20 protein-coding genes are annotated in these 26,830 nt (G+C 30.3%); 19 read left to right on the top strand and 1 reads right to left on the bottom strand.

Annotation, left to right across the window (positions count from 1 at the left end):
• Window positions 1-34 precede the first annotated feature (34 nt).
• From RSD37_RS01690 to RSD37_RS01670, 5 genes are all read left to right on the top strand, one after another.
• Window positions 35-940 carry a hypothetical protein gene (locus tag RSD37_RS01690; RefSeq protein WP_346944963.1) on the top strand — a complete coding sequence of 302 codons (906 nt, stop codon included), beginning with the start codon at window positions 35-37 and terminating at the stop codon, window positions 938-940.
• 254 nt (window positions 941-1,194) lie between these two features.
• Complete coding sequence (locus RSD37_RS01685; protein WP_346944962.1) at window positions 1,195-2,136, top strand: hypothetical protein; 942 nt, start codon at window positions 1,195-1,197, stop codon at window positions 2,134-2,136.
• Between the two features lie 100 nt (window positions 2,137-2,236).
• The gene (locus RSD37_RS01680) at window positions 2,237-2,563 is read left to right on the top strand and encodes a lasso peptide biosynthesis PqqD family chaperone (protein WP_346944961.1); all 327 of its coding nucleotides are present in this window, start codon (window positions 2,237-2,239) and stop codon (window positions 2,561-2,563) included.
• Window positions 2,538-2,996, top strand: a complete 459-nt coding sequence (locus tag RSD37_RS01675; protein ID WP_346944960.1) for a lasso peptide biosynthesis B2 protein — start codon at window positions 2,538-2,540, stop codon at window positions 2,994-2,996. The genes RSD37_RS01680 and RSD37_RS01675 overlap by 26 nt, the downstream gene beginning before the upstream one ends.
• A 161-nt stretch (window positions 2,997-3,157) precedes the next feature.
• Window positions 3,158-3,373: a hypothetical protein gene (locus tag RSD37_RS01670; RefSeq protein WP_346944959.1), complete on the top strand. Its 216-nt coding sequence runs from the start codon at window positions 3,158-3,160 to the stop codon at window positions 3,371-3,373.
• Window positions 3,374-3,544: 171 nt separating this feature from the next.
• On the opposite strand, the gene RSD37_RS01665 is transcribed toward RSD37_RS01670, so the two are convergent.
• Entirely contained in the window at window positions 3,545-5,350 is a 1,806-nt protein-coding gene (locus RSD37_RS01665) for an ABC transporter ATP-binding protein (protein WP_346944958.1), read from the bottom strand.
• A 311-nt stretch (window positions 5,351-5,661) separates the two neighbouring features.
• Here RSD37_RS01665 and RSD37_RS01660 point away from each other — a divergent pair, with 311 nt between their 5' ends.
• From RSD37_RS01660 to nuoF, 14 genes are all read left to right on the top strand, one after another.
• Window positions 5,662-6,729 (top strand): nitronate monooxygenase, encoded by a 1,068-nt coding sequence (locus RSD37_RS01660; RefSeq protein WP_346944957.1) that lies wholly within the window; start codon window positions 5,662-5,664, stop codon window positions 6,727-6,729.
• Window positions 6,730-6,975: 246 nt separating this feature from the next.
• Window positions 6,976-8,484 carry a DUF1846 domain-containing protein gene (locus RSD37_RS01655; protein WP_346944956.1) on the top strand — a complete coding sequence of 503 codons (1,509 nt, stop codon included), beginning with the start codon at window positions 6,976-6,978 and terminating at the stop codon, window positions 8,482-8,484.
• Between the two features lie 215 nt (window positions 8,485-8,699).
• Complete coding sequence (locus tag RSD37_RS01650; RefSeq protein WP_346944955.1) at window positions 8,700-10,079, top strand: MATE family efflux transporter; 1,380 nt, start codon at window positions 8,700-8,702, stop codon at window positions 10,077-10,079.
• Window positions 10,080-10,271: 192 nt separating this feature from the next.
• Window positions 10,272-11,111, top strand: a complete 840-nt coding sequence (locus RSD37_RS01645; RefSeq protein WP_346944954.1) for a polysaccharide deacetylase family protein — start codon at window positions 10,272-10,274, stop codon at window positions 11,109-11,111.
• Window positions 11,112-11,363: 252 nt separating this feature from the next.
• Entirely contained in the window at window positions 11,364-13,286 is a 1,923-nt protein-coding gene (gene glgB / locus RSD37_RS01640; protein ID WP_346944953.1) for a 1,4-alpha-glucan branching protein GlgB, read from the top strand.
• Between the two features lie 7 nt (window positions 13,287-13,293).
• Complete coding sequence (locus RSD37_RS01635) at window positions 13,294-14,505, top strand: glucose-1-phosphate adenylyltransferase (protein ID WP_346944952.1); 1,212 nt, start codon at window positions 13,294-13,296, stop codon at window positions 14,503-14,505.
• Window positions 14,506-14,577: 72 nt separating this feature from the next.
• Entirely contained in the window at window positions 14,578-15,693 is a 1,116-nt protein-coding gene (gene glgD, locus RSD37_RS01630) for a glucose-1-phosphate adenylyltransferase subunit GlgD (protein ID WP_346944951.1), read from the top strand.
• 18 nt (window positions 15,694-15,711) lie between these two features.
• The gene (gene glgA, locus RSD37_RS01625) at window positions 15,712-17,166 is read left to right on the top strand and encodes a glycogen synthase GlgA (RefSeq protein WP_346945140.1); all 1,455 of its coding nucleotides are present in this window, start codon (window positions 15,712-15,714) and stop codon (window positions 17,164-17,166) included.
• A gap of 12 nt (window positions 17,167-17,178) precedes the next feature.
• A complete protein-coding gene (locus RSD37_RS01620; protein WP_346944950.1) occupies window positions 17,179-19,050 on the top strand; it encodes a glycoside hydrolase family 13 protein in 1,872 nt (623 codons plus the stop codon).
• A gap of 73 nt (window positions 19,051-19,123) precedes the next feature.
• Window positions 19,124-21,499 (top strand): glycogen/starch/alpha-glucan phosphorylase, encoded by a 2,376-nt coding sequence (locus RSD37_RS01615; protein WP_346944949.1) that lies wholly within the window; start codon window positions 19,124-19,126, stop codon window positions 21,497-21,499.
• Window positions 21,500-21,731: 232 nt separating this feature from the next.
• Entirely contained in the window at window positions 21,732-22,769 is a 1,038-nt protein-coding gene (gene citC, locus RSD37_RS01610) for a [citrate (pro-3S)-lyase] ligase (protein ID WP_346944948.1), read from the top strand.
• A 39-nt stretch (window positions 22,770-22,808) separates the two neighbouring features.
• Entirely contained in the window at window positions 22,809-24,206 is a 1,398-nt protein-coding gene (gene citG, locus RSD37_RS01605; protein WP_346944947.1) for a triphosphoribosyl-dephospho-CoA synthase CitG, read from the top strand.
• A 268-nt stretch (window positions 24,207-24,474) separates the two neighbouring features.
• The gene (locus RSD37_RS01600; RefSeq protein WP_346944946.1) at window positions 24,475-24,951 is read left to right on the top strand and encodes an NAD(P)H-dependent oxidoreductase subunit E; all 477 of its coding nucleotides are present in this window, start codon (window positions 24,475-24,477) and stop codon (window positions 24,949-24,951) included.
• A gap of 1 nt (window position 24,952) precedes the next feature.
• A complete protein-coding gene (gene nuoF, locus RSD37_RS01595; RefSeq protein ID WP_346944945.1) occupies window positions 24,953-26,827 on the top strand; it encodes an NADH-quinone oxidoreductase subunit NuoF in 1,875 nt (624 codons plus the stop codon).
• Window positions 26,828-26,830 lie beyond the last annotated feature (3 nt).

Below are 26,830 nucleotides of genomic sequence, written 5' to 3'. Positions count from 1 at the left end.
ATTTAAAATAAAATTCAAGATAGTGAGGATTATTATGGATACGATATGTGGATATAAGGTATATGGTTTAAATATTAAATCAGAAATTGAATTTACAGAATTAATAGTAAATTCTTTAGAAGGAGAATACGATGCAGAAATATGTTATGGAATAATAAGCAGAGATATAAAAGATTTGATTAGTGAAAGATGCAATATAAAAACGCAAAAGGATAATGTATGGTTTGATATAAAGGACGTAGCAGTTTTTCACATATGTAATGGGAATAAAATAATAGTTGAACCTTATGAAAATTCGAGTTTAGATCATATTAAAGCATTTCTTCTTGGCAGTTGTATGGGATTTTTATTATATCAAAGAAATGTAGTAGCAATACATGGAGGAACAGTTGAAGTAAATAATAAAGGAATTGTTGTTGTAGGAGAATCAGGCTCAGGTAAATCTACATTAATAACTGCTTTAAGATTAAATGGACATGGATTTGTATCAGATGATATCTCCACAATTAAAATAGAGAATATGCCTATGATTAACCCAGGATACCCAGGTCAAAGATTATGTGATGATGGAATGACCAAATTTGGATATGATAAATCCAAGTATACTAGGATAGATTTAGCCAATAAGGATAAATATGTGATATCAGTAAGAAAAAATTTTATTGAAAATCCAATAGAAATGAATGCTTTATGTGAAATAGCTGTTGGCGATGTTGAAAGTGTTAAAATAAAAGCTGTGTTAGGAAAAGCGAAGATTGAACTTTTATTAAGAAATATATATTTACTTAGAAGAGTAAAACATTTAGGTGTAGATTCATCTTATTTTAAACAATGTATAGAGTTAGCTAAAAGAATTCCAATTTATAGAATAACTAGACCTAAAGTTGGATTTACAGTTAATGAGCAAATAAAAGAGATTGAAAAGTTATTTATACAATAATGCGGCAATATTTATCTCTGTGTACTGAAAAAAATGAAACTATTCAGAAGTAATAGTTAGTCAAACTACTATTAGTTAAAGAAGTTGAGATAAAATATAAAATTCTAATATAAAAAAGGAAATTTTCATAGTAAATTAAACTCTAATGTAAAAATAAAAGTGTTTGTTTTTACATAATATGGTAGAATGTATGTAGATATACTTTAAAAAGTTTATGGTTTAACTTAGGAAAATAAGAATATAAGGAGTTAACTATGGATACTAAGAAGAGATATTTTTATAAGGTATACGGACTTAATATAGATTCTAATATAGAAGTATCAGAGTTTCAGCTAAGAAATAAAAGTAATGAAGATAAAGACGTAATTACAATGTTGTATGGACAAGCATCGAATGAAATAAAAGAAGAACTTAAGCTGGGCAGAAGAAATTATGTATCTAAAAATAATATTTGGTTTTATATAGATGGAGTTGCAACTTATTGGATTACCGGCGGCAATACTGTAATAATAGAGCCCTGTGAGAATTGTGATAAAGTTCTTATGAAAATTTATGTGTTAGGAAGTGTACTAGGTTTTCTTCTTCTTCAAAGGGAAGTAACGGCTATACATGGAGGTACAGTTGTTATAGATGGGAAAGCTATTGTATTTACAGGTGAGCGTGGTGCTGGAAAATCAACATTAACTACTGCACTAGGACAAAGAGGATATTCCTTTGTATCAGATGATATAGCAACAGTAAATTTTGAGAATAAGCTAACCATAGAACCAGGATTTCCTTACCATAAACTTTGTTTAGATGCTTTAGACAATATGAATTATATTAAAGAGGATTACATCTTCTTTCAAGCTGATGGAAAAATAAAGTATATAGTTCCTGATTATGATGGTTTTGCTAAAAAGAAGGTTGTACTTTCAGCAATTTGTGAGATAGCTATAGGTGATGTTGAAGAGGTGCAAATAGAAGAAATATATGGAAGTGAAAAGCTTGATAAGATTATTAAAAACATATATAGAATTGAATATATAGGGATGATGGGAGGTATGACTCCTAAGTATTTTAAAAATTGCATTCAGATTGCTAAGAATATTAAGTTTTATAAAATTATAAGACCTAGAGATAAATATACAGTGAATGCTCAAATAGAAATTATTGAGGATGTTTTTAAAAATCATAGCCCATATAAAGCAATGTAAATGACTAAACTAATAATTTGAATTTAAAATCATAGTTTTATTTTAAGTAGAATATATAAATACAAAATATTTATTAATAACATGAGGAAGGATGATGAACATGAATATCAAAAAACTTAATGTAAAGTCAGTAAAAATTAAAAAAAATTATGGAGTAGCTTTAGATTCTGTAATTACAAGAAATTCTGAAATTGATGCAACAGACTTAGATGGTGAAGTAGTTATGATGAATCTTGATAAAGGTCAATATTTCATGATGAATCAAGTTGGAAGTAGAATTTGGGAAATTATTGGAGAGCCAATTAAGGTTAGTAAAGTTATAGATACGCTACTTGGGGAATTTGAGGTTGAAGGCAAAGAGTGTGAAGAAACGGTTGTAGAATTTTTAGGAAAGCTTAAATATGCAGAGCTTATCAGTGCTAGCTAGAAAGGTTAGAACCTTTGCAAGTATAAATAGTAGATTAAAATTAAGATTTATCCAGGCTTACATTTATACTGGAGTTGCTAGAGCCTTTATACTATTTGTGCCTTTTAATAAGATTAAAAACCGTATGGGAAACCTTAAGAAAGAATCAGAGAAAGAGGTAGATATAGCTTCCTACAGAATTGCTAAAAATGTAAGCTGGGCTGTGACTCAAGCATCAAGGCATACTCCTTGGGAGAGTAAGTGCCTAGTACAAGCTCTTACTGCTCGAAGGATGATGAAGGAAAGAGGAGTATCTACCACATTATACTTAGGAGTTATGAAGAATGAAAAAAATGAGATGATAGCCCATGCATGGATAAGGTGTGGATCATACTATATTACAGGAGGGGTAAATAGAACTGGATATGCAGTAGTAGCTAAATTTTCAAGTTGAAAATTATATTAGTATTTTACAATATACTACAAAACATCATAAATTTTAATTTGCTATTTTGTTAATAAAATATGAGAAAATGAATATATATATGTAAATTATAATTTTCTATTATGAATATTTATAATAATTATTTTTGATAAAAATGGAGGGCGAAAATTATGAAAAAACAATATTCAAAACCAGAAATTAAAGGCTTATCTGTAGATAAGACATTAGCTAGACCAGATAATAAGTGTACAAATAATAATGGGAATGGGCTAAATTGTATACGAAATCCAAGCAATGAAGGCAGTTATGAAGGAGATATGTTTAAGTGTAAGTATTACAAAAAAAATGGTCATATATGCACTAGTGAAGCTATAGTAGTTTCATAGTAATGGCAATGGGTGTGGACATAATAATGGCAACGGTTCATGTAAAGACCCAAATCATGGTTTGATAGAAAAACATAAAGTTTCATGTTGCTGCTACAGACTTAGTTTATAAAAGTAACATTATGACATATAAAAATGACTTCATCATATAGATGAAGTCATTTTTATATGTTAATTTACCGCAGTTTCTAACACCACATTATTTTCAATTTCTCTCAAAGATCCCTTTTCAAGCTTAAATACCTTATCACATATGGCTAGTGCTGATGGTCTATGAGTTATTATTATACAGGTTGGATTATGCTCAAGTTCTTTAATAGAACTAAGAACATTTAGTTCTGTTTCACCATCTAGAGAGGATGTAGCTTCATCAAGAATGAGTATTGGTCTTTTTCTTAATAGAGCTCTTGCAATTGCTAGTCTTTGAGCTTGACCCTCTGAAACACCACTACCTTTTTCACCAATTACAGTATCAAGTCCATCATCTAGTTCATTTATAAACTTCCATGCACAGGCTAGCTTTGTAGCATCTTGAATATCTTCGGAGGAAGCATCATCCTTTCCATAAAGTAGATTATCCTTTATAGTTCCAGAGAATAGTGTATTTCCTTGAGGTACATAGGAGATTAATTCTCTATGATTTCTATTTAAAACCATTTCATTCTTATTCTTCATATTATAATTTTTCAAGATAGAGTTTCCTATAGTAATTTCTCCTTCATCACAATGAATAAGAGAAAGTAAAAGTCTTATTAATGTTGTTTTACCTTCTCCAGAAGGGCCAATTAGAGCTATAATTTCCCCTGAATTTATATTAAAACTTATATTATTTATTACGGGGTTTCCTTCCTTATATCTAAAGGATACGTTTTTAAAGCTGACATATGGATTTTTAAAGAATTCAGGAAGAGCAGGTGCTGTAGTATCCTCAAGAGTCATTTCTTCAATTTCCATAAGTCTTTCAGTAGCTGCGATACATCCAATAAGAGAAGGGAAGGTACCAGCTAATGCTGAGATTGGACCTTGTACACTACTATAGAGTTGAAGCATGGCTGTAAATGTACCATAGGTGCCAAGACCTTTGGATATATTTAACGCTCCCCAGCAGAAGATGGTAAAGTATGCTAAGGAGGAGCAAAACCCCATGGACATTCCTGATATAACTCCTAATTTAGTATTTCTTATAGCTAGTCTATATTTATTATCTTGTATATTTTTCATTTTTATCATATTTATTTTTTCCATACAAAAGGTTTTTATTATCATTAGGTTTTGAAGAGATTCTTGAATAAAGGATCTGTACTTGATATCTTCTTCTTGAACTTCTTTATATAGGATTTTTAGCTTTTTTGCGAAGAGTCTACTTATTATAACTAGAATAGGTCCTATAAGAACCGCAACTATGGCTATGGATGGGGCAAAGTATATCAGTGTAGACAAGGAGGCTATAAAGGTTATCACTAAGGTAATCATACTTGGTATTGTTCCAAGTATAGTTGAGGATATGGTACCTACATCTGCAGTTATCCTTGTAAGTAGACTTACACTGTGGAATTTAGATTCTTCAATCCATTCACTATAGGCAATATGATTATAGAGTTTTCTTTGCATACCTTGATTAAACTTTGTAGAAGCACTTGTACTCATAAAAGAGGTTATGGGTGATATAAGCATTCTTCCAAACATTATGGAGGCCATAACTATTAACCATTGTATTACTTTGTCAGTTTGTTTACCAATTGCTGAATCTATTAAGGATTTAGATACAATAGCGTTATATACACCTATAAGTGATAGTGCACAGCTAATCAAAGTTATGGTAATTAAGTAGGGTATCACAGGCTTTGATTGAGATAGTACCCATTTTATTTTTGTCCACAGCACTTTGAAATCATCCTTAGTTTCCAGTTTTATATATTGGTTTATTTTAGCCATTATACCATGTTTAAGGTATTTGGGTTTATTCAATTTGCTCATCTAATCCTCCTATAGATTTTAATTTTATGCTATTAATAACTAAGTATTAATATTAAGGTGGAATTTTATAGAAAATTCATATAATAATGTAATAATATGGTAACATATAATCGAATGAGTTTCAATATAGTGGGAAATAATAAGGCATATCTCTAAAGAAGTTTTTAAATTAACTATGAATTCTAAACTCATAAATACTTTTTTTATTGCATACCTTTTAAAAATAACTTATAATATGAATATACTTTGATTATCAAAGTATATTAAGATCGAAATAACTTTCTAGGAAAGTTTGAAAGGAAATGATTTATATGAATATAAAAAGCTTGAAAATAGGGAACTTAGTAGCTAGACTTCCAATAATTCAAGGAGGTATGGGAATTGGAGTATCTCGTTCTAAACTTGCTTCAGCAGTTACAAATGCAGGCGGAATTGGAGTTATATCCGCAGCACAGGTTGGATATGATGAGGCAGACTTTGAGTATAATAATTTAGAAGCTAATATAAGGGCGTTAAAAAAACATATTGATATTGCAAAAAAGGAAACTAAAGGTGGAATAATTGGAGTAAATATAATGGTAGCTATGAACCATTATGCAGAACATGTTAAGGCTGCTATAGAAAGCGGAGCTGATCTTATAATATCAGGAGCTGGTATGCCAACGGCACTTCCGAAGCTTGCTAAGGGGTTTGAAGTTAAAATTGCTCCTATAGTTTCATCTTTAAAATCAGCTAGAGTTATTATGAAGCTTTGGGATAGACATGATAAGATTGCACCAGATATGGTAGTAATTGAAGGGCCTAGAGCTGGAGGACATCTTGGCTTTAAAAAAGAAAATTTGAAGAAGGATAGCGAAAACTTTTATAATGAGGTAAGTAGTATCATAGAAGAAACAAAAATATATGAGGAAAAATATAATAAGCATATTCCTGTAATAGTTGCTGGTGGAATATATACTGGTGAAGATATTGCACAGTATTTAAAACTTGGAGCAGATGGAGTTCAGATGGCTACAAGATTTGTAGCAACTGAGGAATGTGATGCTTCAGAAGAGTTTAAGAAAGCCTACGTTAACTCTAAGGAAGATGAGGTAGTTATTGTAAGTAGTCCTGTTGGAATGCCAGGCAGAGCTTTGCATAATCCCTTTGTAGAGAAAACATTTCAAGGTAACATTAAGGTAAACAAGTGTTATAATTGTATTTCTCATTGCAATCCAGCAGAAACTCCTTACTGCATTAGTGAAGCTTTAATAAATGGAGTAAAAGGGAATATGGACAATGCTTTAATATTCTGTGGAGATAATGCATATAGAATCAAAGAAATAGTTACTGTTAATGATTTGATGAGTGAACTTGAAGAAGGAATTTTAAGGGCTTAGAAGTTTATAAAATTAAAATATAGAATATTTAGGCTTAGAATGTATAGAATCATTCTAAGTCTAGAATTATATGAGTGTAAGTCGTAAAATATAGTTGCAATTTATACAATTATGACAAATTGTAAATCTATAAGTAATCACCGAAATTTCAATAAAAAACTTAAAAAATATTTAATTATGGTTTTACTATGGAGTAAAACTGTGTAATAATAAAATATATGTTTTATTATAGGGTGAGGTGTAAAAATGAAAATTGGATTTGATCATGAAAAATATCTTGAAGAGCAGTCAAAATACATTTTAGAAAGAGTTAACAATTATGATAAGTTGTACTTAGAATTTGGAGGTAAGCTTTTATTTGATTTACATGCAAAAAGAGTTTTACCAGGATTTGATGAAAATGCTAAAATAAAGTTATTACATAGACTTAGAGAAAAAGCTGAGATAATTATTTGTGTTTATGCTGGAGATATTGAGAGAAATAAAATAAGAGGCGATTTTGGAATTACATATGATATGGATGTATTAAGACAAATTGACGACCTTAGAGTATATGATCTTGAAGTGAATAGTGTTGTTATAACTAGATATAGTGGTCAACCGGCTACGAATATCTTTATTAACAAGTTAGAGCGTAGAGGAATAAAGGTTTATAAACATGAAGCAATTAAGGGATATCCAACAGAAGTTGAGACTATTGTAAGTGATGAAGGGTATGGGAAAAATCCATATATTGAAACTACTAAACCTATTGTTGTAGTTACTGCACCAGGTCCAGGTAGTGGAAAGCTTGCAACGTGTCTTAATCAGCTTTATCATGAAAATAAAAGAGGAAATGCAGTTGGTTACTCTAAATTTGAGACTTTTCCTGTATGGAATGTACCATTAAAGCATCCTTTAAATATTGCATATGAGGCTGCAACTGTAGACCTTAAGGATGTTAATATGATAGATTCTTTCCATTTTGATGCTTATAACGAAGTAGCTGTAAATTACAATAGAGATATTGAGATGTTTCCAGTTATAAAAAGAATCATTGAGAAAATTACAGGAAAAGAGTCAGTATATAAATCTCCAACAGATATGGGAGTTAATAGAGTAGGTTTTGGAATTACTGATGATGAGGTAGTTAGAGAAGCATCTATACAAGAAATAATTCGTAGATATTTCAAAACTAGTGTAGAGTATAAAAAAGGATATGTAGACAAAGAGACTTTCCAAAGAATTAAGATTATTATGGAAAGCTTAGATCTTAAACCAGAAGATAGAAGTGTTGTTATACCTGCTAGAGAATACTCTTCTAAGTTAAAGCTTGAGGCTAATAAGAATGATATATGCCCAGTAGTTGCTTTAGAGTTAGAGGATGGAACAATATTAACAGGTAGAAGCTCCGATTTAATGGATGCATCCTCAGCAGCTATATTAAATGCTGTTAAGTATCTTGCAAACATATCTGATGAGATTCACCTTATATCTCCAGTAATCTTAGAGCCAATTAAAAACTTAAAGTCTAAGACTTTAGCAAGTAATAATACTTCTTTAAATTCAGAAGAAATTTTAATTGCGCTTAGTATATGTGCAGCTACAAACCCAACAGCTCAAGTTGCGTTAGATAAACTTGCTCAGCTTAAAGGTTGTCAAGTACACTCAACAACAATATTAAGCTTAAGCGACGAGCAAATCTTTAGAAAACTAGGAATAGATGTTACTTGTGATCCAGAGTACCCATCACAAAATTTATTTTATAATATGTAGTTAATAAATACAAAGCCCTTGTCATTAGCTGACTAGGGCTTTTTTTACATGGTTATAATATAGTATTAGAGCTGATAGATATTACATAAAATTATTTCGAATAAAATATATTTCGATATCCTAAACTTTTTCTAGGAATTTATATAAGGTATGGTATATAATATATATTGTAATATGATTTAACAATATATTTATGGGTTATTGGGGGAGGAGACATGGTTAAAGATAGAAGAAATTTTATTTTACAAGGAAATTTGTATAAGGTTATTGGGGTATTAGCACTTCCTATAATGATTAATAATTTGATTCAAACTCTTTATAATTTAGTTGATGGATTATGGGTAAGTAAGATTGGATCCGTTGAGTTTGCTGCAACAGCCTTTGTATGGCCAGTAAATTTTTTGTTTATCTCTATTGGAATAGGACTTTCTATTGCAGGAACATCAATTATATCTCAATTTATTGGAGCAGATATGTACGACGAGGCAAAGAAATATTCAAGTCAGTTAATTGCAGTATCATTCTTAGCTTCCTTAGTGTTTATGGTAATAGGGTATTTTTCTACCCCTTTTATTGTAAAGCTTATGGGTGGTACAGGAGATTTAGCAAAATTTAGTGAGATATATTTACGAATTACTTTTTTAGATATGCCATTTATGTTTTTATTTTTTAATTTTAACTCTATCATGAATGCTCAAGGTAACACTTTACTTCCAACTATACTTAGCGGAATAAGTGCAGTAATAAATATAGTGTTAGACCCAATATTTATTTTCACATTGGATATGGGAATTGCAGGTGCAGCCATTGCAACTTTATTGGCTAAAGCTGTTCTTGCCATTTCTGGAATATGTATTTTAATGAGAAAATCTTCAAAAATAAGACCATCCTTTAGAAACTTTAAATTTAATAGAAGAATAATAAAAAAGGTTGTATCAATTGCACTACCATCATCTATAGGACAATCAGGGGCAGCTTTAGGCTTTATGGTTTTAAATGGATTTATAGTATCCTATGGAACTGCAACCTTAGCAGCATTTGCTATGGTTAATAGAATTACAGCACTTATAATGCAGCCTGCCATGGGAATAGGTGCTGCAATTACATCTATTGTGGGTCAGAATTTAGGGTGTAATCAACTTAGCAGGGCAAAGGAATCTTTTACTGTAGCTATAAAACTTACCATAGGATTTTCAATACTAGGAGTTGCTGGACTATTAATTTTTGATAATAATATTATAAACTTCTTTATGCAATCAAAGGATGATATGGGTGTTATTTCACAGGGAATCACATATCTTCAATATATATCGTGGTCTATGCCTCTTATGGGTATATTTAGTGTACTACAAGGGGTATTTCAGGGATCAGGTCATACTAAGTATTCTATGGAAATGGAGGTTGGAAGACTATGGCTTGTTAGACTTCCAATGATATTATTATTTAAAAACTTAACACAAATTGGAGAGGTTGGAATATGGTTCTCCATGAGTTTTAGTAATTTGATAATTTGTATTTTTGGTTATATGGTGTATAGAAAGGGTGCTTGGGAGAAAACTATTATTCATAGTAACGTTTGTACAGAAATAAGATAAGTAAATTAACTAAACTATGTCATATTGATTAAAAGAATATAAAATAAATTTGGAAACTACTTGTGTTTTATTCATTAAAATATAAGTAGTTTTTGTTAATTTGCCCTTTTTAATAATAGTATAACTTTATAATCAACTAGGAAACATATTATTAAAAGTAAAGTTTTATAGGTTTATACAAGGAGGGATATAATGAGGAAATTAAGAAAGTCTTTAATTATTGTAACTATATTAATATTTATATTTTCTACATCTACATTAGTTTTTGGTGATAGTGATAGTAAAAAAGAAATATCTAAAGAACAGGATGTAAAAAAGGTGGTTTATTTAACCTTTGATGATGGCCCGACTAAAAATACTCTTAAGATATTAAAGATATTAGAAGAAGAGGAAATTAAAGCTACATTTTTTGTTATTGGTCAACTTGCAGAGCAAAATTCTGATATATTAAAGCAAGTTGAAGAGCAAGGACATGAAATATGTGTTCATACCTATGATCATAAAAATAGCAATTACTTAAGTAAAGCTGAATACTTAGAAGATTATAATAAGGCTTTTAAATCTATAACTGATACTCTTGGACATGAACCTTCGAAGTTTATGAGAATGCCCGGTGGATCTAGCACAACTGTGGGAGATAAAGGAACTGTAAGAGCAATTAGAAATGAATTATGCGATGAAGGTTTATATTATGTAGATTGGAATATTTCATTAGAGGATGCATTGATAACTAATGTGCCTGTAGAAAAGCTTATTGCAACATTTAGGAAAGAGCTTAAAAAAACTTATATAGATGTTAATACTGCTATAGTTTTAATGCATGATGGAAATTCAAATTCAACTACGCCAAAGGCTTTACCCTCAATAATTAAGTATTTTAAAGATAATGGTTATGAGTTCAAGAATTTTGGTGATATTTCTGAAGAGGAATTGACAAAGCTCTTAAACCAAAGACAGGTAAATAAATATAATCAACCAAAGCAAACTGATGCTTATAAATCAGAAGATAATCCTTCAAACATTACTAAATAAATATACAAATTAAAAAAAATAGTTTAAATATAAATTAATAGATATGTAGGAGAGTAAGCGTGAAATTTACGATTACTCTCCTATTTTTTATATTTATTATTTCAATAGAAACTTTATCAAGTATAAAAATATTTATTCGAAATTTAACTATTTATATTTTAAAATTATGGTAAATAATGTATAAACTTATATTATATGGTATAATACAGCGTGTAATATAAGTTTATGGTGATTCAAGGATGGAGGAAATATATGAAAAACAATGTGTGTGACCAATTCATAAAGGATAACGATATTTCTTTATTTATTGAAGGAAAAAACTTTCATAGCTATGAGTTCATGGGAGCTCATTATAGAGAAGAAGAAGGTATAAAGGGATATAGATTCACAGTTTGGGCACCCCGTTGTAAAGAAATTAGAGTAGTTGGTAATTTCAACAATTGGGATGGTAAAAATCATTCTATGGAGAAAATAAGTAATCATGGAATTTGGTCTTTATTTATTAAGGGCATAGACTGTGGAGAACTTTATAAATATGAAGTGATTAGCAAGGATAATTATAGAGTGTTAAAGGCGGATCCCTATAGTTTTTATTCACAGAAAAGACCTAATACAGCATCTATTACAGTTGATTCTAAGAAATTTAAATGGGGAGACTCTAAGTGGCTAAAAAAAAGAAAGAAGGTTGATACATTAAATTCTCCTATGAATGTATATGAAGTCCACGCTGGATCTTTTATAAAAACAGATTTAGAAGAATTCTTAGATTATAGGGAGTTTGGGAAAGTGGTATTAGAACACGTAGAAGATATGAAATATACTCATATAGAAATAATGCCAATTATGGAATATCCTTTAGATGATTCCTGGGGATATCAGGTTACAGGATATTTTTCACCTACTAGTAGATATGGTAGCGGAGATGATTTAAAACACTTTATTAATAACTGTCATAAGAAGGGTATAGGTGTAATTTTAGATTGGGTACCCGGACATTTTTGTAAGGATAATCACGGGTTATATAAATTTGATGGTACTTGTCAGTATGAATATGATGATCCATTAATGTATGAGAATACAGGATGGGGAACTGCTAATTTTAATCTAGGAAAAGGTGAAGTAAGAAGTTTTTTAATTTCAAATGCAATGTATTGGATAGAGGAATTCCACTTTGATGGATTAAGAATTGATGCAGTGTCAAATATGATATTTCTAGATTTTAATAAGGAACCAGGTAAATGGATTTCCAATGAATATGGAGGAAATGAAAATTTTAAGGCAAGAGATTTCTTAAGGGACCTTAATTTACAACTTTATAAAAAACACAAGGGAATAGTAACTTTAGCTGAAGAATCTACAGCAACTCCATATATTACATCTAAAGAGAATCAAGATGGTTTAGGCTTTGATTTAAAGTGGAACATGGGATGGATGAACGATACATTGAAGTATATGAAACTAGATAGAGAAAAGAAAAAGGATAATCATAATCTTATAACCTTTTCTATGGCCTACAATCATTATGAAAAATTTATGCTATCTATATCTCATGATGAAGTTGTATATGGGAAAATGTCATTATTAAGTAAGATGCCAGGAGACCTATGGAATAAATTTTCAGCTTTAAGATGTTTTTTAGCATACATGTACTGTCATCCAGGAAAAAAAACTTTATTTATGGGTTCAGAATTTGGACAAATAAATGAATGGGATTTTCATAGAGGCATAGAATTTGAAAGTCTTGACAATGAAATTCATAAAAAAACCTTAAATTTTACTAGAAGTCTTAATTTATTTTATAAAGAAGAAAGTGCTCTATGGAAGTTAGATTATTCTAATGATGGATTTCAATGGATTGATGCGGATAACAAAGGTCAGAGTGTAATAATTTTCATGCGTAAGTCATATGATGTTAAGGATACCTTAATAGTAATTTGCAATTTTACTCCAACAGTTTATTATGACTATAAAGTTGGAGTGCCATATAACTGTAGCTACCAGGAAGCTCTCAATACAGATAAAGAGGAATTTGGTGGAGCTGGAGAGATAATTGGTGATATTTTGTTTGCTAAAAATGAGCCTTTTCACAATCAAGAGAATAGCATAACAATTAAAGTACCACCTATGGCAACATTGATTTTAAAAATACATGATGGATTAAATATGAAGGAGTGATGTATAGATGATGAAGAGAGAGATAATGGCAATGATTTTAGCTGGCGGTAAAGGAACAAGATTAGGTAATCTAACTAAAAAGATTGCAAAGCCAGCAGTATATTATGGGGGTAAATATAGAATTATAGATTTTCCTTTAAGCAATTGTGCAAACTCTCATATTAATGCAGTTGGTATATTAACGCAATATGAGTCAGTAGCTTTAAATTCATATATTGGAATTGGTGATAGTTGGGGTCTAAATACTAGAAAAGGTGGAGTTACAATATTACCACCAAGAGAAACCGAAGGTGGAAGTTCATGGTATAAGGGAACAGCTGATGCCATTTATCAAAATATTGATTATATAGATGAAAACAATCCTGAATATATACTCATTTTATCAGGGGATCATATATACAAAATGGATTACTCAAGTATGCTGGATTTTCATAAAGAGAAAAAAGCAGATGCTACCATCGCAGTTATCAAAGTACCGTATGAGGAAGCATCTAGATTTGGAATTATGAATGCAAACGAGGATTCTTCAATATATGAGTTTGATGAGAAGCCTAAAAATCCTAAAAGTAATTTAGCATCTATGGGAATTTATATTTTTAATTGGAAGACTCTCAAGAAATTTTTGAAGGAAGATGCTATTGATAAGGGGTCTAGCAATGATTTTGGGAAAAATATTATTCCTAAAATGCTAGGAGAGGGAAAGCAGATGTATGCTTACAACTTTGAAGGCTATTGGAAGGATGTAGGTACAATTGAAAGCTTATGGCAGGCTAATATGGATTTATTAAATCATAATGAAGCACTTGATTTATACGATAAAAAGTGGAGAATATATTCAAATAATGTAGAAAGTGCACCTCAGTATGTGGGAGATGATGCAATAGTAAAGAATTCCATGGTAAGCCAAGGATGTACCATATATGGAAATGTGGAGAATTCAGTGATTTTTACAGGAGTTTATATTGGAGCAGGGTCAAAGGTTAAAAACTCTGTAATTATGCCTGATGCTAAGGTGGAATCAGGAGTAGAAATTAATAATGCAATAATTTCGAAGGGTGCAACAGTAGACAAGTATACCAGATTTATTCGTGAAAAAAATAGTCGCGTTTCACTAGTAGAAGGAGACGACAATAATAGTTTAGGATTTGAATGTGGTGTAGAGGTAGATATTTATCCAAAGGATATTGAAATTGAAATTGCAAATACTTCCTTGGTTTAGGAGTATTTAAATTTAAAATGAAGTAGAAGTGTAGATACTAATCATATTTTTTATGTTGTTGGGAGTGTTTGTATGAAAAATGTTATGGGAATTATTAACTTATATGAAAAGGATAGAAGACTATTAGAACTTACTAATCATAGGCCAGTGGCAGCTATACCATTCTTTGGTAGATATAGAATTATTGATTTTGCTCTTTCCAATATGACTAATTCAGGAATTACTAATGTAGGTGTATTTATTCAAGAAAAACCAAGACCATTGACTGAACATTTAGCTCAAGGAAAGTGGTGGGAGTTGGATGGGAAAAAAGATGGATTATTTATATTCTATCCCTACTATAACTCAATGAATAGTATGTATATGACAGAAATGAAAAACTTTAAAGACAACATTGATTATATAGTAAATAGTACTCAGGATTATGTAATAATTTCTTCTAGTTATATGCTCTGTAATACGAATTTTGAAGAAGTGGTTAATTTTCATAAGAAATCAAATAGTGATATTACAGTTATGTATAAGGACGTAAATAATGCAAATGATGAATTCTTGGGATGCGATGTGCTAGATATTAATAAACATGGGTTTATTAAGGGCATTTCAATAAATAAGGGTGACAAGAAAGATAGACATATATCAATGGAAATATACATTATGAAGAGGGAGTTTTTACTTAATTTGATAAATGAAGCAAATAAGTTAAGTGCATTATATTCTTTAAAGGAAACTATTGAGTATTTCTGTAATGATTTTAGTATAAATACTTTTAAGTATGAAGGATATTTAGCGTGTATAAACACAATTATTGAATATTATAAGAAGAATATAGAGTTATTAGATACTAAAAATAGGGATCAATTATTTAAACCAGAAAGTCCAATTTACACAGTAATTAGAGATAATGCTCCTGCCTGGTATGGAGAAAATGCAAAGATAAAAAACTCTGTTGTGTCTAATGGAGCTCTTATAGAAGGAACTGTTGAGAATAGCATAATTGCAAGAGGGGTAAAGGTTGCAAAAGGAGCTGTAGTTAAAAACTCTATTTTAATGTCTAGATGTACTGTGGGTAGTGAAGTATACATTGACAGTGTTATTGCAGATAAAAATACCAAGTTTTTAAGAGTTAAAGAAATAGTAGGATCTAAGGAGCAACCAGTGGTATTGAAGAAAAATAGTATAGTATAAGATGAGGTGAAAATTATGATAAAAATACTTTTTGTAGCTGCTGAATGTGATCCCTTTATTAAGACGGGTGGTTTAGGGGATGTGATTGGAGCATTGCCAAAGTATTTAGTTCATCAAGGAATAGAAACTAGGGTAGTGATTCCAATGTACAGTGATATTAGTGAGGAACTAAAAGATAAGATGAAATTTATAAAAAGTTTCAATGTTTCGGTTGGATGGAGAACGCAATACTGTGGAATATTTAAGTATGAAAATGAAGGTGTAACTTATTACTTTATTGATAATGAGTACTATTTTAAGCGAAAAGGTATATATGGATTTTTTGATGATGGAGAGAGGTTTGCATTCTTTAATTTAGCTGTAATGATTATGCTTAAAGAATTAAATTATAAACCAGATATACTTCATTGTCACGACTGGCATACAGGTATGGTACCAGTATTAAATAGATATTCTTTCTCAAAGGATAGCTTTTATGAAGGGATTTCTACTATATATACTATCCACAACTTACTTTTTCAAGGTAGGTTTTCAAAGGCTATTTTAAATGATTGTTTTAATTTAGATGATGATTTATATTACAACGATACTGTAAGGTTTTATGATGACATAAACTTTATGAAGGGCGGAATTAATTGTGCTGACAAAATTACAACTGTGAGTAAAACCTATGCAAAAGAAATTAAAACTCATTATTTTGGAGAAGAATTAGATGGAACTTTACAAAAAAGAAGCGAGGATCTATATGGAATTGTAAATGGTATAGATTATTACACTTATAATCCCAATAGTGATGAATATATAGCAAAGAGCTACAATGAAGAATTATTAGAAAATAAGGTTATAAATAAAAGAGATTTACAAAGAGAATTGGATTTGAAGGTAGATAAGAGAATACCAATTTTAGCTATTGTATCAAGGTTAACCTCGCAAAAGGGAATTGACATCCTAGCAGAGATTTTACCTAGCATTCTTGAAAAGAGAGTACAACTAGTTGTACTTGGAACTGGCGATGATGTCTATGAAGAATACTTTAAAGAATTAGCTAAAAATTATCCTAAAAAAGTAGCTTCTATAATTGATTTTGATAATAGTCTTGCTCACAGAATCTATGCGGGGGCAGACATATTTCTTATGCCATCATTATTCGAGCCATGTGGACTTGGACAACTAATAGCATTAAGATATGGAACAATTCCAATTGTAAGAGAAACTGGTGGATTAAAAGACACAATTTCATTTTATAATAAAAGTATGGAAACAGGTAATGGATTTACTTTCTATGGATATGTTGGGCATGAACTTAGTAAGACTATTGAAATTGCATTAAATTGTTTTAATGATAAAAAACAATGGAATAATGTGGTGGTCAATGCTATGACTAGTAATAATAGTTGGGAAAAGTCATCTGAAGAGTATATTGATCTTTATGAAGATATTTTAAGTAGTAATAAATTATTAGAATTTATTTAGAAAGGTAATAATATGGTTGAATATAATATATATCATGATTCTCAGCAAATAACTTTTAGAAGCCCGTTTGGAGCAGTAACTACAACTACAGGGGTGACCATTAGAATTAAATCTCCTGGTTGTGAGAATGTTAACCTAGAAGTTAGCTTTTTTGATGGAGAGAAAAAGAAAATGTCTATGACTAAAGATGAAAGTAATGAAGATTTTTTTTATGCTACCATTGAAACTAAATCAACAGGGCTTATATATTACTATTTTCAAGTGATTTATAAGGACAGTATAGTGTATTACGGAAATAATGTACAAGGATTAGGGGGTGTTGGACAGGTTTCTGATGACATTCCAAAATCATATCAAATAACTGTTTATGATAAATTTGAAATACCTAAGTGGTATAAGGAAGGGATAATGTATCAAATTTTTGTAGATAGCTTTTATAATGGGTCAGATAATGGGGAGCCATTGGCTAAGAAGAAGAATTCCTTTATTTATGGAAACTGGAATGATACACCTATGTATGTGAAAGATGAAAAAGGTGCTATATTGAGATGGGCATTTTATGGTGGTAATTTAATTGGAATTATAAAGAAACTAGATTACCTTAAATCCCTTGGCGTTACAATAATATATTTAAATCCAATATTTCAGTCAGCAAGTACTCATAAGTATGATACAGGAGATTATTTATCTATTGATGAAATGTTTGGTGATGAACAGAGTTTTAAAGAACTTTGCAGTAAGGCAAAGAGTTTAAATATAAGAATAATTTTAGATGGAGTATTTAATCATACAGGAGACGATAGTATTTATTTCAATAAATATAACAATTATAACAGTTTAGGAGCATATCAAAGTAAGGAATCAGATTATTATAAATGGTATAAATTTAAGGAGTATCCCCATAGTTATCATAGTTGGTGGAATGTTGGAACATTACCAGATGTAAATGAAATGGATGAATCTTATAGGGAATTTATTATAGAGGGAGATAACTCTGTTATATCTAAATGGATAAAACAGGGAGCGTCAGGATGGAGACTAGATGTTGCAGATGAACTCCCAGATTTATTTATTCAGCAAATTAAGGAAAAAATTAAAAAAGAAAATCCTGATGGGATTCTAATAGGGGAAGTTTGGGAAGATGCTTCCAATAAGGAAAGTTATGGAGAAAAGAGAAGATATGTTTTTGGTAATGAGTTAGATTCTGTAATGAATTATCCATTTAGAAATGTGGTTATTGACTTTTTCAGGGAATATATAGATTCGGACATGTTTAGGAGAAAAATACAAAGTCTTTATGAGAATTATCCTAAGGAGTTCTTTTATGGAGCAATGAATGTTCTAGGTACCCATGATTCAGAAAGAATATTAACTATTTATCTAGAGCATGTTAAGAATGAAAAGAAGGCATTGAAACTTTTAAAACTATCTTCACTTTTACAAATGACATTTCCAGGTGTTCCTTGTATTTATTATGGAGATGAAGCAGGTGTTACTGGCGGACGTGATCCTTATAATAGAAAGTCCTATCCATGGGGAGAAGAGAATGAAGATTTAATAAAGTGGTATAAACTTATAACAAAGTTGAGAGAAGAAAATCACATATTTAGAAGTGGAGAATTTAAGTTTTATGATATATCAAAGGATGTTTTATGCTATGAAAGAAATCTTAAGGGAAAGAGGGCAATAATAGCAATAAATAGAAGTGATAGCCACATTGCGGTAGATTTTAATGTTGAAAGTAATAAAAATAGTAATAAAAATGATATAGAGTATAAGTTTAAGGATATACTGCTTAATGAAGATAAAACAATAGTTTCCCAAAATGGAGTAATAAAATATGATTTAAAACCATTAGAAGGGAAAATATTTTTAGAATTTTAATTCTAAGAAAAATCACATAATTGATATAGTACCGTATACTAATTATTATTTTCATATATGAAAGGTGGATAAAATGATAAGAGTTGAAGAGTTTAAGGAAACAATGAATAAAGTACTTAAAATGTATTTTGGTACCACCTTAGATGAAGCAAACTGTCAAGAGGTATATAATGCTGTATCAAAGGCAGTACTAGAAAGTAAATTTCATCATTGGAAACTGAGTGATTCATTATATTCTAAATCTAAGGAAACCTACTATTTTTCTATAGAATTTCTTATGGGGAGAGCTCTTGGAAACAATTTAATGAATTTATCAATAGATGAAGAGGTATTAAGGTTGTTAAAGGAGATTAATATAGATATTAAAGATGTTGAAGCTGAAGAATATGACGCTGCATTTGGAAATGGTGGGCTTGGAAGACTTGCATCCTGCTTTTTAGATTCGTCAGCAACTTTAAATCTTCCGGTAAAAGGTTATGGTATAAAATATCATCAAGGGCTTTTTAAACAGAGTTTTAAGGATGGATTTCAAGTGGAAGAAGGAGATAACTGGATTATATCAGGAGAACCTTGGCAGGTAAAAAGAGAAAAGGAACAGGTTGAAGTAAATTATAATGATTTTAATGTTAAAGCAATTCCATATGATATGCCTATATTTGGGTACAATACTGATAATGTAAATACTTTAAGGTTGTGGGATAGTGAGCCAGTAGATAACTTTAATTTTTCTCTGTTTAATGAGGGAAAGTTTGATGAATCTATGAAAAATCACACTAGGGCTAAGAATATAACTAGAGTTTTATATCCAAATGATGCTAATGAGGAAGGTAAAATATTAAGAATAAGACAGGAATATTTCTTTGTATCAGCTTCACTTCAGGATATCATTAGACAATATAAGAAAAGTAATGGAAATGACTTTAGTAAGTTTCATGAATTAGTATGTATTCAGTTAAATGATACCCATCCAGTGGTAGCTATACCTGAACTAATGAGATTATTAGTAGATTTTGAGGGAGTAGCATTGGAGTCGGCATGGTATATTGCTTGTAACACCTTTGCTTATACAAATCACACTGTTTTAGCTGAGGCTCTAGAAAAGTGGGATGTATATTTATATGTAAAACTACTTCCAAGAGTTTATGAAATAATCCAATATATAAATAATATTCTTATAGATGAGCTAAGGGTGAGAGGAATTGATCAGTGGAAGATTAATAGGATGAGGATAATACAGGATGGAGTTATCCATATGGCTTCTTTGGCGGTATATGGAAGTCGTGCTATTAATGGAGTTGCAGAGATTCATACAGAGATATTAAAAAATTCTGTATTTAAAGATTGGTATGAAATTTATCCAAGTAGATTCCAAAATAAAACTAATGGAATATCACCACGCAGATGGTTAAACCTTTGTAATGAAGAGTTATCTGAGATGATAACTGATATATTAGGCGATAATAAGTGGGTTACAAATTTATCAGAGTTGAAAAAATTAGAACAATATATTAATGATGAAGATACTATAAATAGATTTTTAAGTATAAAGCATGAGAAGAAGAAACAGTTAGCAGATTATATTAAGAATAATGAAGGTATAGAAATTAATCCAAATTCTATATTTAATATTCAAGTAAAAAGAGTTCATGAATATAAAAGACAGTTGTTAAATGCTTTAATAGTATTAGATTTGTATTTTACACTTAAAGAAAATCCAGAATTAGATTTTATACCTGTAACTTTCATCTTTGGAGGTAAGGCAGCACCAGGATATTTTAGAGCTAAGGGAATAATAAAATTTATCAATGACATTGGGAATCTAGTTAATAATGATGAACAGGTAAGAGATAAAATTAAAGTCGTCTATGTTAAAAATTATAATGTTTCTTATGGTGAAAGGATTTTTCCAGCAGCGGACCTTTCTATACAGATATCAACAGCAGGAAAAGAGGCCTCAGGAACTGGGAATATGAAATTTATGATAAATGGAACTCCAACCCTTGGAACCTTAGATGGAGCTAATGTTGAAATAATTGAAGAAGTGGGGAAAGATAACAATTTTATATTTGGAGCAACAGTGGAAGAACTCAAGGGAATTAAAGATAGCTACAATCCAAAATATTACTATGAAAACGTAAAAGGCTTGAAGCGGGCTGTAGATACTTTAATAGATGGAACCTTTAATGATAAAGGTTCAGGTATGTATAAAGAGTTATATAATTCATTAATAATTGGATGTGATTGGCAGAAAGCTGATAATTATTATGTTTTAAAGGATTTTGAAGAGTATAGAGAAGCTTTAATTAAAGTGAACTATGCATATAAAAATAAAATGGCATGGGGTATCAAGTGTCTCAAAAATTTAATATACTCTGCAAAATTTAGTAGTGATAGAACTGTAGAAGAGTATGCAAGGGATATTTGGCATATACATCCACATGGAATTTAACAATTGAAGTTGTCTTAAAATTTAATATGTTTTAAATTTTTGTTGAAATTGGACTTAGTAAATAGTATTTAAGTCTGATTTCAACATTTTTTATATTATGATACAATATAAGCAAAGGATATTATTGTAAAGCAATAAAGAGTTTGGATTTACTAATAAGATAAAATTTAATTAATTCATAAAATTAATATTATATATAATAAACACACATTTTAATGTATGAGGTGAAAGTATGTATTATAATACTCAGAGAATAAATATTAAATCAAAACTAGAAACAAGTATAGTTGAAGAATTCTTAAAGGGATTTCAACTTAAATATGAAGATGTAGATTACACATTAGTAATAGAAGATGGTGGAGATATAATTGCCACTTGTTCTAAGAAAAATAATATAGTTAAGTGCTTTGCTATAAGTGAGAAATACCAGGGACAAGGAATTTCAAATACACTTATAACGGATATTACAAATAGATTATTTGATGAAGGAATATATCATAACTTTATTTTTACAAAGCCAACTAACAATTTTCTCTTTGAGGGTCTTGGTTATAAGGTAATAGTTGATACAGACAAAGTAAGTCTTTTAGAAATAGGTAATAAAAATATAAATAGTACTTTAAAGGAACTAAAGAAGAATTATCATATTAAAGAGGATGAGAAGTATGCAGCTTTAATTATGAACTGCAATCCATTTACTCTTGGACATAAATATATTGTGGAAAAGGCAGCAAAAAATAATGATAATGTAATTATCTTTGTAGTGGAAGAAGATAAATCTTCATTTCCTTTTAACACAAGGTTTGAGCTAATAGAAGAAGGTGTAAAAGAATTGAAGAATGTTAAAGTTATTCCAGGAGGAGATTATATAATATCTTCAGCTACATTCCCAAATTATTTTTTAAGAAAAGATGATGATGTTTTAAAGGAATACACAAAAATTGATGGAAATGTATTTGGAAAATACTTCTGTAGTGAATTAAATATTGTAAAGCGTTATGTAGGAAGCGAACCCTATTGTAAAGTTACCAACACTTATAATGAGACTTTACAAGAAATTTTACCTAAGTATGGGGTTGAAGTAGAAGTAATTGAAAGATGTGAATTTATGGATGAGGCTATAAGTGCATCTAGAGTAAGAGATTTACTTAAAGAGGGAAATCTTGAAGCTACAAGAAAATTAGTTCCAGACACCACTTTCGAATTTCTAAATAGTGAAGCTGGAGCAGAAATAATAGAAAAGCTTAAGTCTACAAATTTACCACATTAATTTTAATAATAGGGAGGTAGGTGACTGGTAATTATTAATATGCATATAAACGAAATTGATGAATTTTTAGAACATAGAGAGAAAAGAGTTGCACATCAAGAGAAATTATTAAGAAATAGTGATGGTATCACTCTTGCTACAGTAAGGGTAAATTATCCTGGAATCGAAAAATCTAATTTTATTACAGATAATATTGCAAAGATAATTTATAATGACATATCAATCTTTAAAGAGAAGAACATTACTTATAAGGAGATTTATAAAAATAAAGAAGGATTAATTGGACATTTTATATTTAATATAGACAATATAACAATTAAGAAGTTCTTAGTAAATATGGAGGAAAATCACATCTTAGGAAGGTGTGTTGATTTAGATGTATACTACATAAAAGAAGATGAACAGGTTCACAAGGGGGAGATTTGTGGAACTTCTAGAAGTGATTTAGGATTTAGTTCAAGAAGATGTTTTCTATGTGATGAGGAAGCTAGGATATGTTCAAGATCAGGAAATCATAGTATTAATGACATAAAAAAATACTTTGAAAATAAATATGAAGAGTATCTAATATATAAGTCGAAGAGAGATGAAGTTAGTTATAATATATCCCAATTGGCGTTAAAAGGAATTATTTCTGAAGTTTCAACAATGCCATCATTTGGATTGGTATCTCCAAGTACCATGGGATCTCATAATGACATGGATTATTACACATTTATAGATAGTAGCTTTGCTATAATACCATTTATTAAGGACATGGCAGCTATTGGATATAGTTATGAAACACCTAAGAATATTTTCAGAGCTATAAGAAGTATCGGAATACAGTGTGAAAAGAAAATGTTCGAAGATACAAAGGGAGTTAATACTCATAAAGGAATGATTTTTCTAATTGGAGTATTATCAGCAGGAATCGGAAAAGCTATTCATGAAAATTTACCCTTTCAAGATATTGAAAATATAATCAAAGATATGTGTGAAAATATTCTAGATGATTTAAAGGGCATAGATAAAAAAGAAGATTTAACTCACGGAGAAAGATTGTACTTAAATCATGGATTTACAGGAATTCGTGGAGAGGTAAAAGATGGACTTCAAAAGATTTTCAATGATGTTTTACCAGAACATATTGCATCGGACCTTAAAGGACATAAGTTATATGCAAATACTTTGCTAAAGCTTATGTCCAAGGTAGAAGATAGCACGATTGTGCATAGGCAAAGCAGAGAGAAACTTTATGAAATTCAAAGCCACGCTAAAAGAATATTAGATTTAGGGGGATTTACAACAGAAAAAGGAATAGTAGCTGCTATGGAATTTGAAAGTAGGTGTATTGAGGAGAATATTAGTCCGGGTGGTTCTGCTGATTTGTTGGCTGCTATAATATTTTTGGTAGGGGCAAGTAGCCTTTTTAAAAAATATGATGATAAATATTAAATTGGTATATTTCTATGTTTTAACTTTATAAGATATAAAAGGTGTAAGTGGATGTTTTGAAATGATTAAAATTATTACAAAGCAGCCACTTTGATTGTACATAGATTATTTAGTTAGAATAAAGTAATAAAAACCATGTCACATACTTAAATATTATTACTATAAAAATTAAATACAGAAAATTTAGATTTAATCTTGAATTCTTTCAAATCATAGTATAGAATGTAAATGTGATAATAATTTAACAAACATTGTAAGGGGGAAAACAATGGATACACAATTTGACTATAGTAAATTGGATGTTGTTTTAGAAAATCATGGGTATAGGTCAAGTAATATTATTGCAATATTACAAGATACACAGGAGATATATAGATATTTGCCTGAAGATATTTTCGCATATTTTTCACAAAAACTTGGGATTAGTGAAGCAAAAATTTATAGCATAGCTACATTTTATGAAAATTTTTCTTTAGAACCTAAAGGTAAATATGTAATAAAAATATGTGATGGAACTGCATGTCATGTTAGAAAGTCAATACCAATCCTTGAGAAGTTAAGAAAAGAGCTGGGACTTTCAGAGAATAAGGTTACTACAGAGGACTTAAACTTTACAGTGGAAACGGTTTCATGCCTTGGAACATGTGGACTAGCACCGGCTATAACTGTGAATGAGAAAGTATATGGTGCAATGACGCCTGAAAAAGCCTTAGAACTTTTAAATACACTTAAGGAGGAAAAATAATATGCTTCTTAATAGAAAAGATTTAATTGATATAAGAGATGTTTATAAGACTAGTCTTGAAAATGAAAAGGTGAAAATTCTTGTGTGTTCAGGTACTGGGTGTATTGCAGGTGGAGCATTAGATATTTATGATGAATTTATAAAGCTTATGGAAGAAAATAATATAAATTGTGAAGTAAAACTGGAGAAGGATCCACATGACCAATCTGTTGGAATTAAGAAAAGTGGATGTCACGGATTTTGTGAAATGGGACCTCTTGTAAGGATAGAGCCATGGGGTTATCTATACATAAAGGTAAAACCTGAGGATTGTGAGGAAATTATAAATAAAACTATACTTAATGGACAATGTGTAGAAAGACTTGCATATACTCAAGATGGACAAATATATAGATCACAAGAAGAAATTCCTTTTTATAAAAAACAAACAAGAGTTGCACTAGAGCATTGTGGACATATTGATTCTACTTCAATAGAAGAATATTTTGCTATAGGCGGATACTCAGCGTTAGAAAAGGTATTATTTGATATGACTGCTGATGAAGTAATTAAGCAGGTTGATGAGTCTAATTTAAGAGGACGTGGAGGCGGAGGTTTTTCCACTGGTAGAAAGTGGACTCAAGTAAAACGTCAAGAAACTAAGGAAAAATATATTGTATGTAATGGTGACGAAGGTGATCCAGGTGCATTCATGGACAGAAGTATAATGGAGGGAGATCCACATAGAGTAATTGAAGGTATGATGATTGCAGCAGCTGTTTGTGGTGCTGAGGAAGGTTACATCTATGTTCGTGCAGAATACCCTCTTGCAGTAAGTAGACTTAAGAATGCTATAAATGAAGCAAGAAAATACGGAATTTTAGGAACAAATATTTTAGGAACAAATTTTAATATGGATATTAAAATTAATAGAGGAGCAGGAGCTTTTGTATGTGGAGAAGGTAGTGCACTTACGGCTTCAATTGAAGGTAAAAGAGGTATGCCAAGGGTAAAACCTCCAAGAACAGTAGAACAAGGACTTTTTGGAAAGCCAACAGTACTTAATAATGTTGAAACCTTTGCAAATGTACCGGTAGTTATTTCTAAAGGAGCTCACTGGTATAAATCTATAGGACCAGAAAACAGTCCAGGAACAAAGGCATTTGCGCTAACAGGGAACATTGAAAATACAGGACTTATAGAAGTTCCAATGGGTACAACCCTAAGAGAAATAATCTTTGAAATTGGTGGAGGTATAAGAGGTGGTGCAGACTTTAAGGCTGTACAAATTGGAGGACCTTCAGGAGGATGTCTTACAAAAGATCACTTAGATTTACCATTAGACTTTGATTCCCTTAAAAAAGCAGGAGCAATGATCGGTTCAGGTGGTCTTGTAGTTATGGATGAAAATACTTGCATGGTAGAAGTAGCAAGATTCTTTATGAATTTTACTCAAAATGAATCTTGTGGTAAATGTATTCCTTGCCGTGAAGGTACTAAGAGAATGCTTGAAATTCTTGAAAGAATTGTAGCAGGTCAAGGAGAAATCGAAGATATTGATTTACTATTAGAACTTGCTGATACTATATCCTCAACAGCACTATGCGGACTTGGAAAGACGGCTGCATTTCCGGTTGTTAGTACAATAAAAAATTTCCGTAGTGAATATGAAGCTCACATAATTGACAAGAAATGTCCAACAAAGACATGTCAAAAACTAAAAACAATATATATTGAAAAAGACCTTTGTAAGGGTTGTTCAAAGTGTTCAAGAATTTGTCCAGTTGGAGCAATTACAGGAAAAATTAAAGAGCCTTTTACAATAGATCAAAACAAATGTATTAAATGTGGTGCCTGCATTGAGACTTGTGCCTTTAAAGCAATAAAGGAGGATTAATAT

The sequence above is a fragment of the Clostridium sp. genome, assembly GCF_036646415.1.
GTDB lineage: Bacteria > Bacillota > Clostridia > Clostridiales > Clostridiaceae > Clostridium_J.
Note: the sequence above shows the minus strand (reverse complement) of the source record. Positions and strands in the feature narration are given on the sequence as shown.

Coding starts and splice junctions, on each gene's coding strand:
- RSD37_RS01620 (WP_346944950.1), top strand. CDS start 17,179: ATGGTTGAATATAATATATATCATGATTCTCAGCAAATAACTTTTAGA.
- RSD37_RS01650 (WP_346944955.1), top strand. CDS start 8,700: ATGGTTAAAGATAGAAGAAATTTTATTTTACAAGGAAATTTGTATAAG.
- RSD37_RS01675 (WP_346944960.1), top strand. CDS start 2,538: ATGCAGAGCTTATCAGTGCTAGCTAGAAAGGTTAGAACCTTTGCAAGT.
- RSD37_RS01615 (WP_346944949.1), top strand. CDS start 19,124: ATGATAAGAGTTGAAGAGTTTAAGGAAACAATGAATAAAGTACTTAAA.
- citC (WP_346944948.1), top strand. CDS start 21,732: ATGTATTATAATACTCAGAGAATAAATATTAAATCAAAACTAGAAACA.
- RSD37_RS01655 (WP_346944956.1), top strand. CDS start 6,976: ATGAAAATTGGATTTGATCATGAAAAATATCTTGAAGAGCAGTCAAAA.
- RSD37_RS01670 (WP_346944959.1), top strand. CDS start 3,158: ATGAAAAAACAATATTCAAAACCAGAAATTAAAGGCTTATCTGTAGAT.
- glgD (WP_346944951.1), top strand. CDS start 14,578: ATGAAAAATGTTATGGGAATTATTAACTTATATGAAAAGGATAGAAGA.
- citG (WP_346944947.1), top strand. CDS start 22,809: ATGCATATAAACGAAATTGATGAATTTTTAGAACATAGAGAGAAAAGA.
- nuoF (WP_346944945.1), top strand. CDS start 24,953: ATGCTTCTTAATAGAAAAGATTTAATTGATATAAGAGATGTTTATAAG.
- RSD37_RS01600 (WP_346944946.1), top strand. CDS start 24,475: ATGGATACACAATTTGACTATAGTAAATTGGATGTTGTTTTAGAAAAT.
- RSD37_RS01690 (WP_346944963.1), top strand. CDS start 35: ATGGATACGATATGTGGATATAAGGTATATGGTTTAAATATTAAATCA.
- RSD37_RS01660 (WP_346944957.1), top strand. CDS start 5,662: ATGAATATAAAAAGCTTGAAAATAGGGAACTTAGTAGCTAGACTTCCA.
- RSD37_RS01645 (WP_346944954.1), top strand. CDS start 10,272: ATGAGGAAATTAAGAAAGTCTTTAATTATTGTAACTATATTAATATTT.
- RSD37_RS01665 (WP_346944958.1), bottom strand. CDS start 5,350: ATGAGCAAATTGAATAAACCCAAATACCTTAAACATGGTATAATGGCT.
- RSD37_RS01680 (WP_346944961.1), top strand. CDS start 2,237: ATGAATATCAAAAAACTTAATGTAAAGTCAGTAAAAATTAAAAAAAAT.
- glgB (WP_346944953.1), top strand. CDS start 11,364: ATGAAAAACAATGTGTGTGACCAATTCATAAAGGATAACGATATTTCT.
- RSD37_RS01685 (WP_346944962.1), top strand. CDS start 1,195: ATGGATACTAAGAAGAGATATTTTTATAAGGTATACGGACTTAATATA.
- RSD37_RS01635 (WP_346944952.1), top strand. CDS start 13,294: ATGATGAAGAGAGAGATAATGGCAATGATTTTAGCTGGCGGTAAAGGA.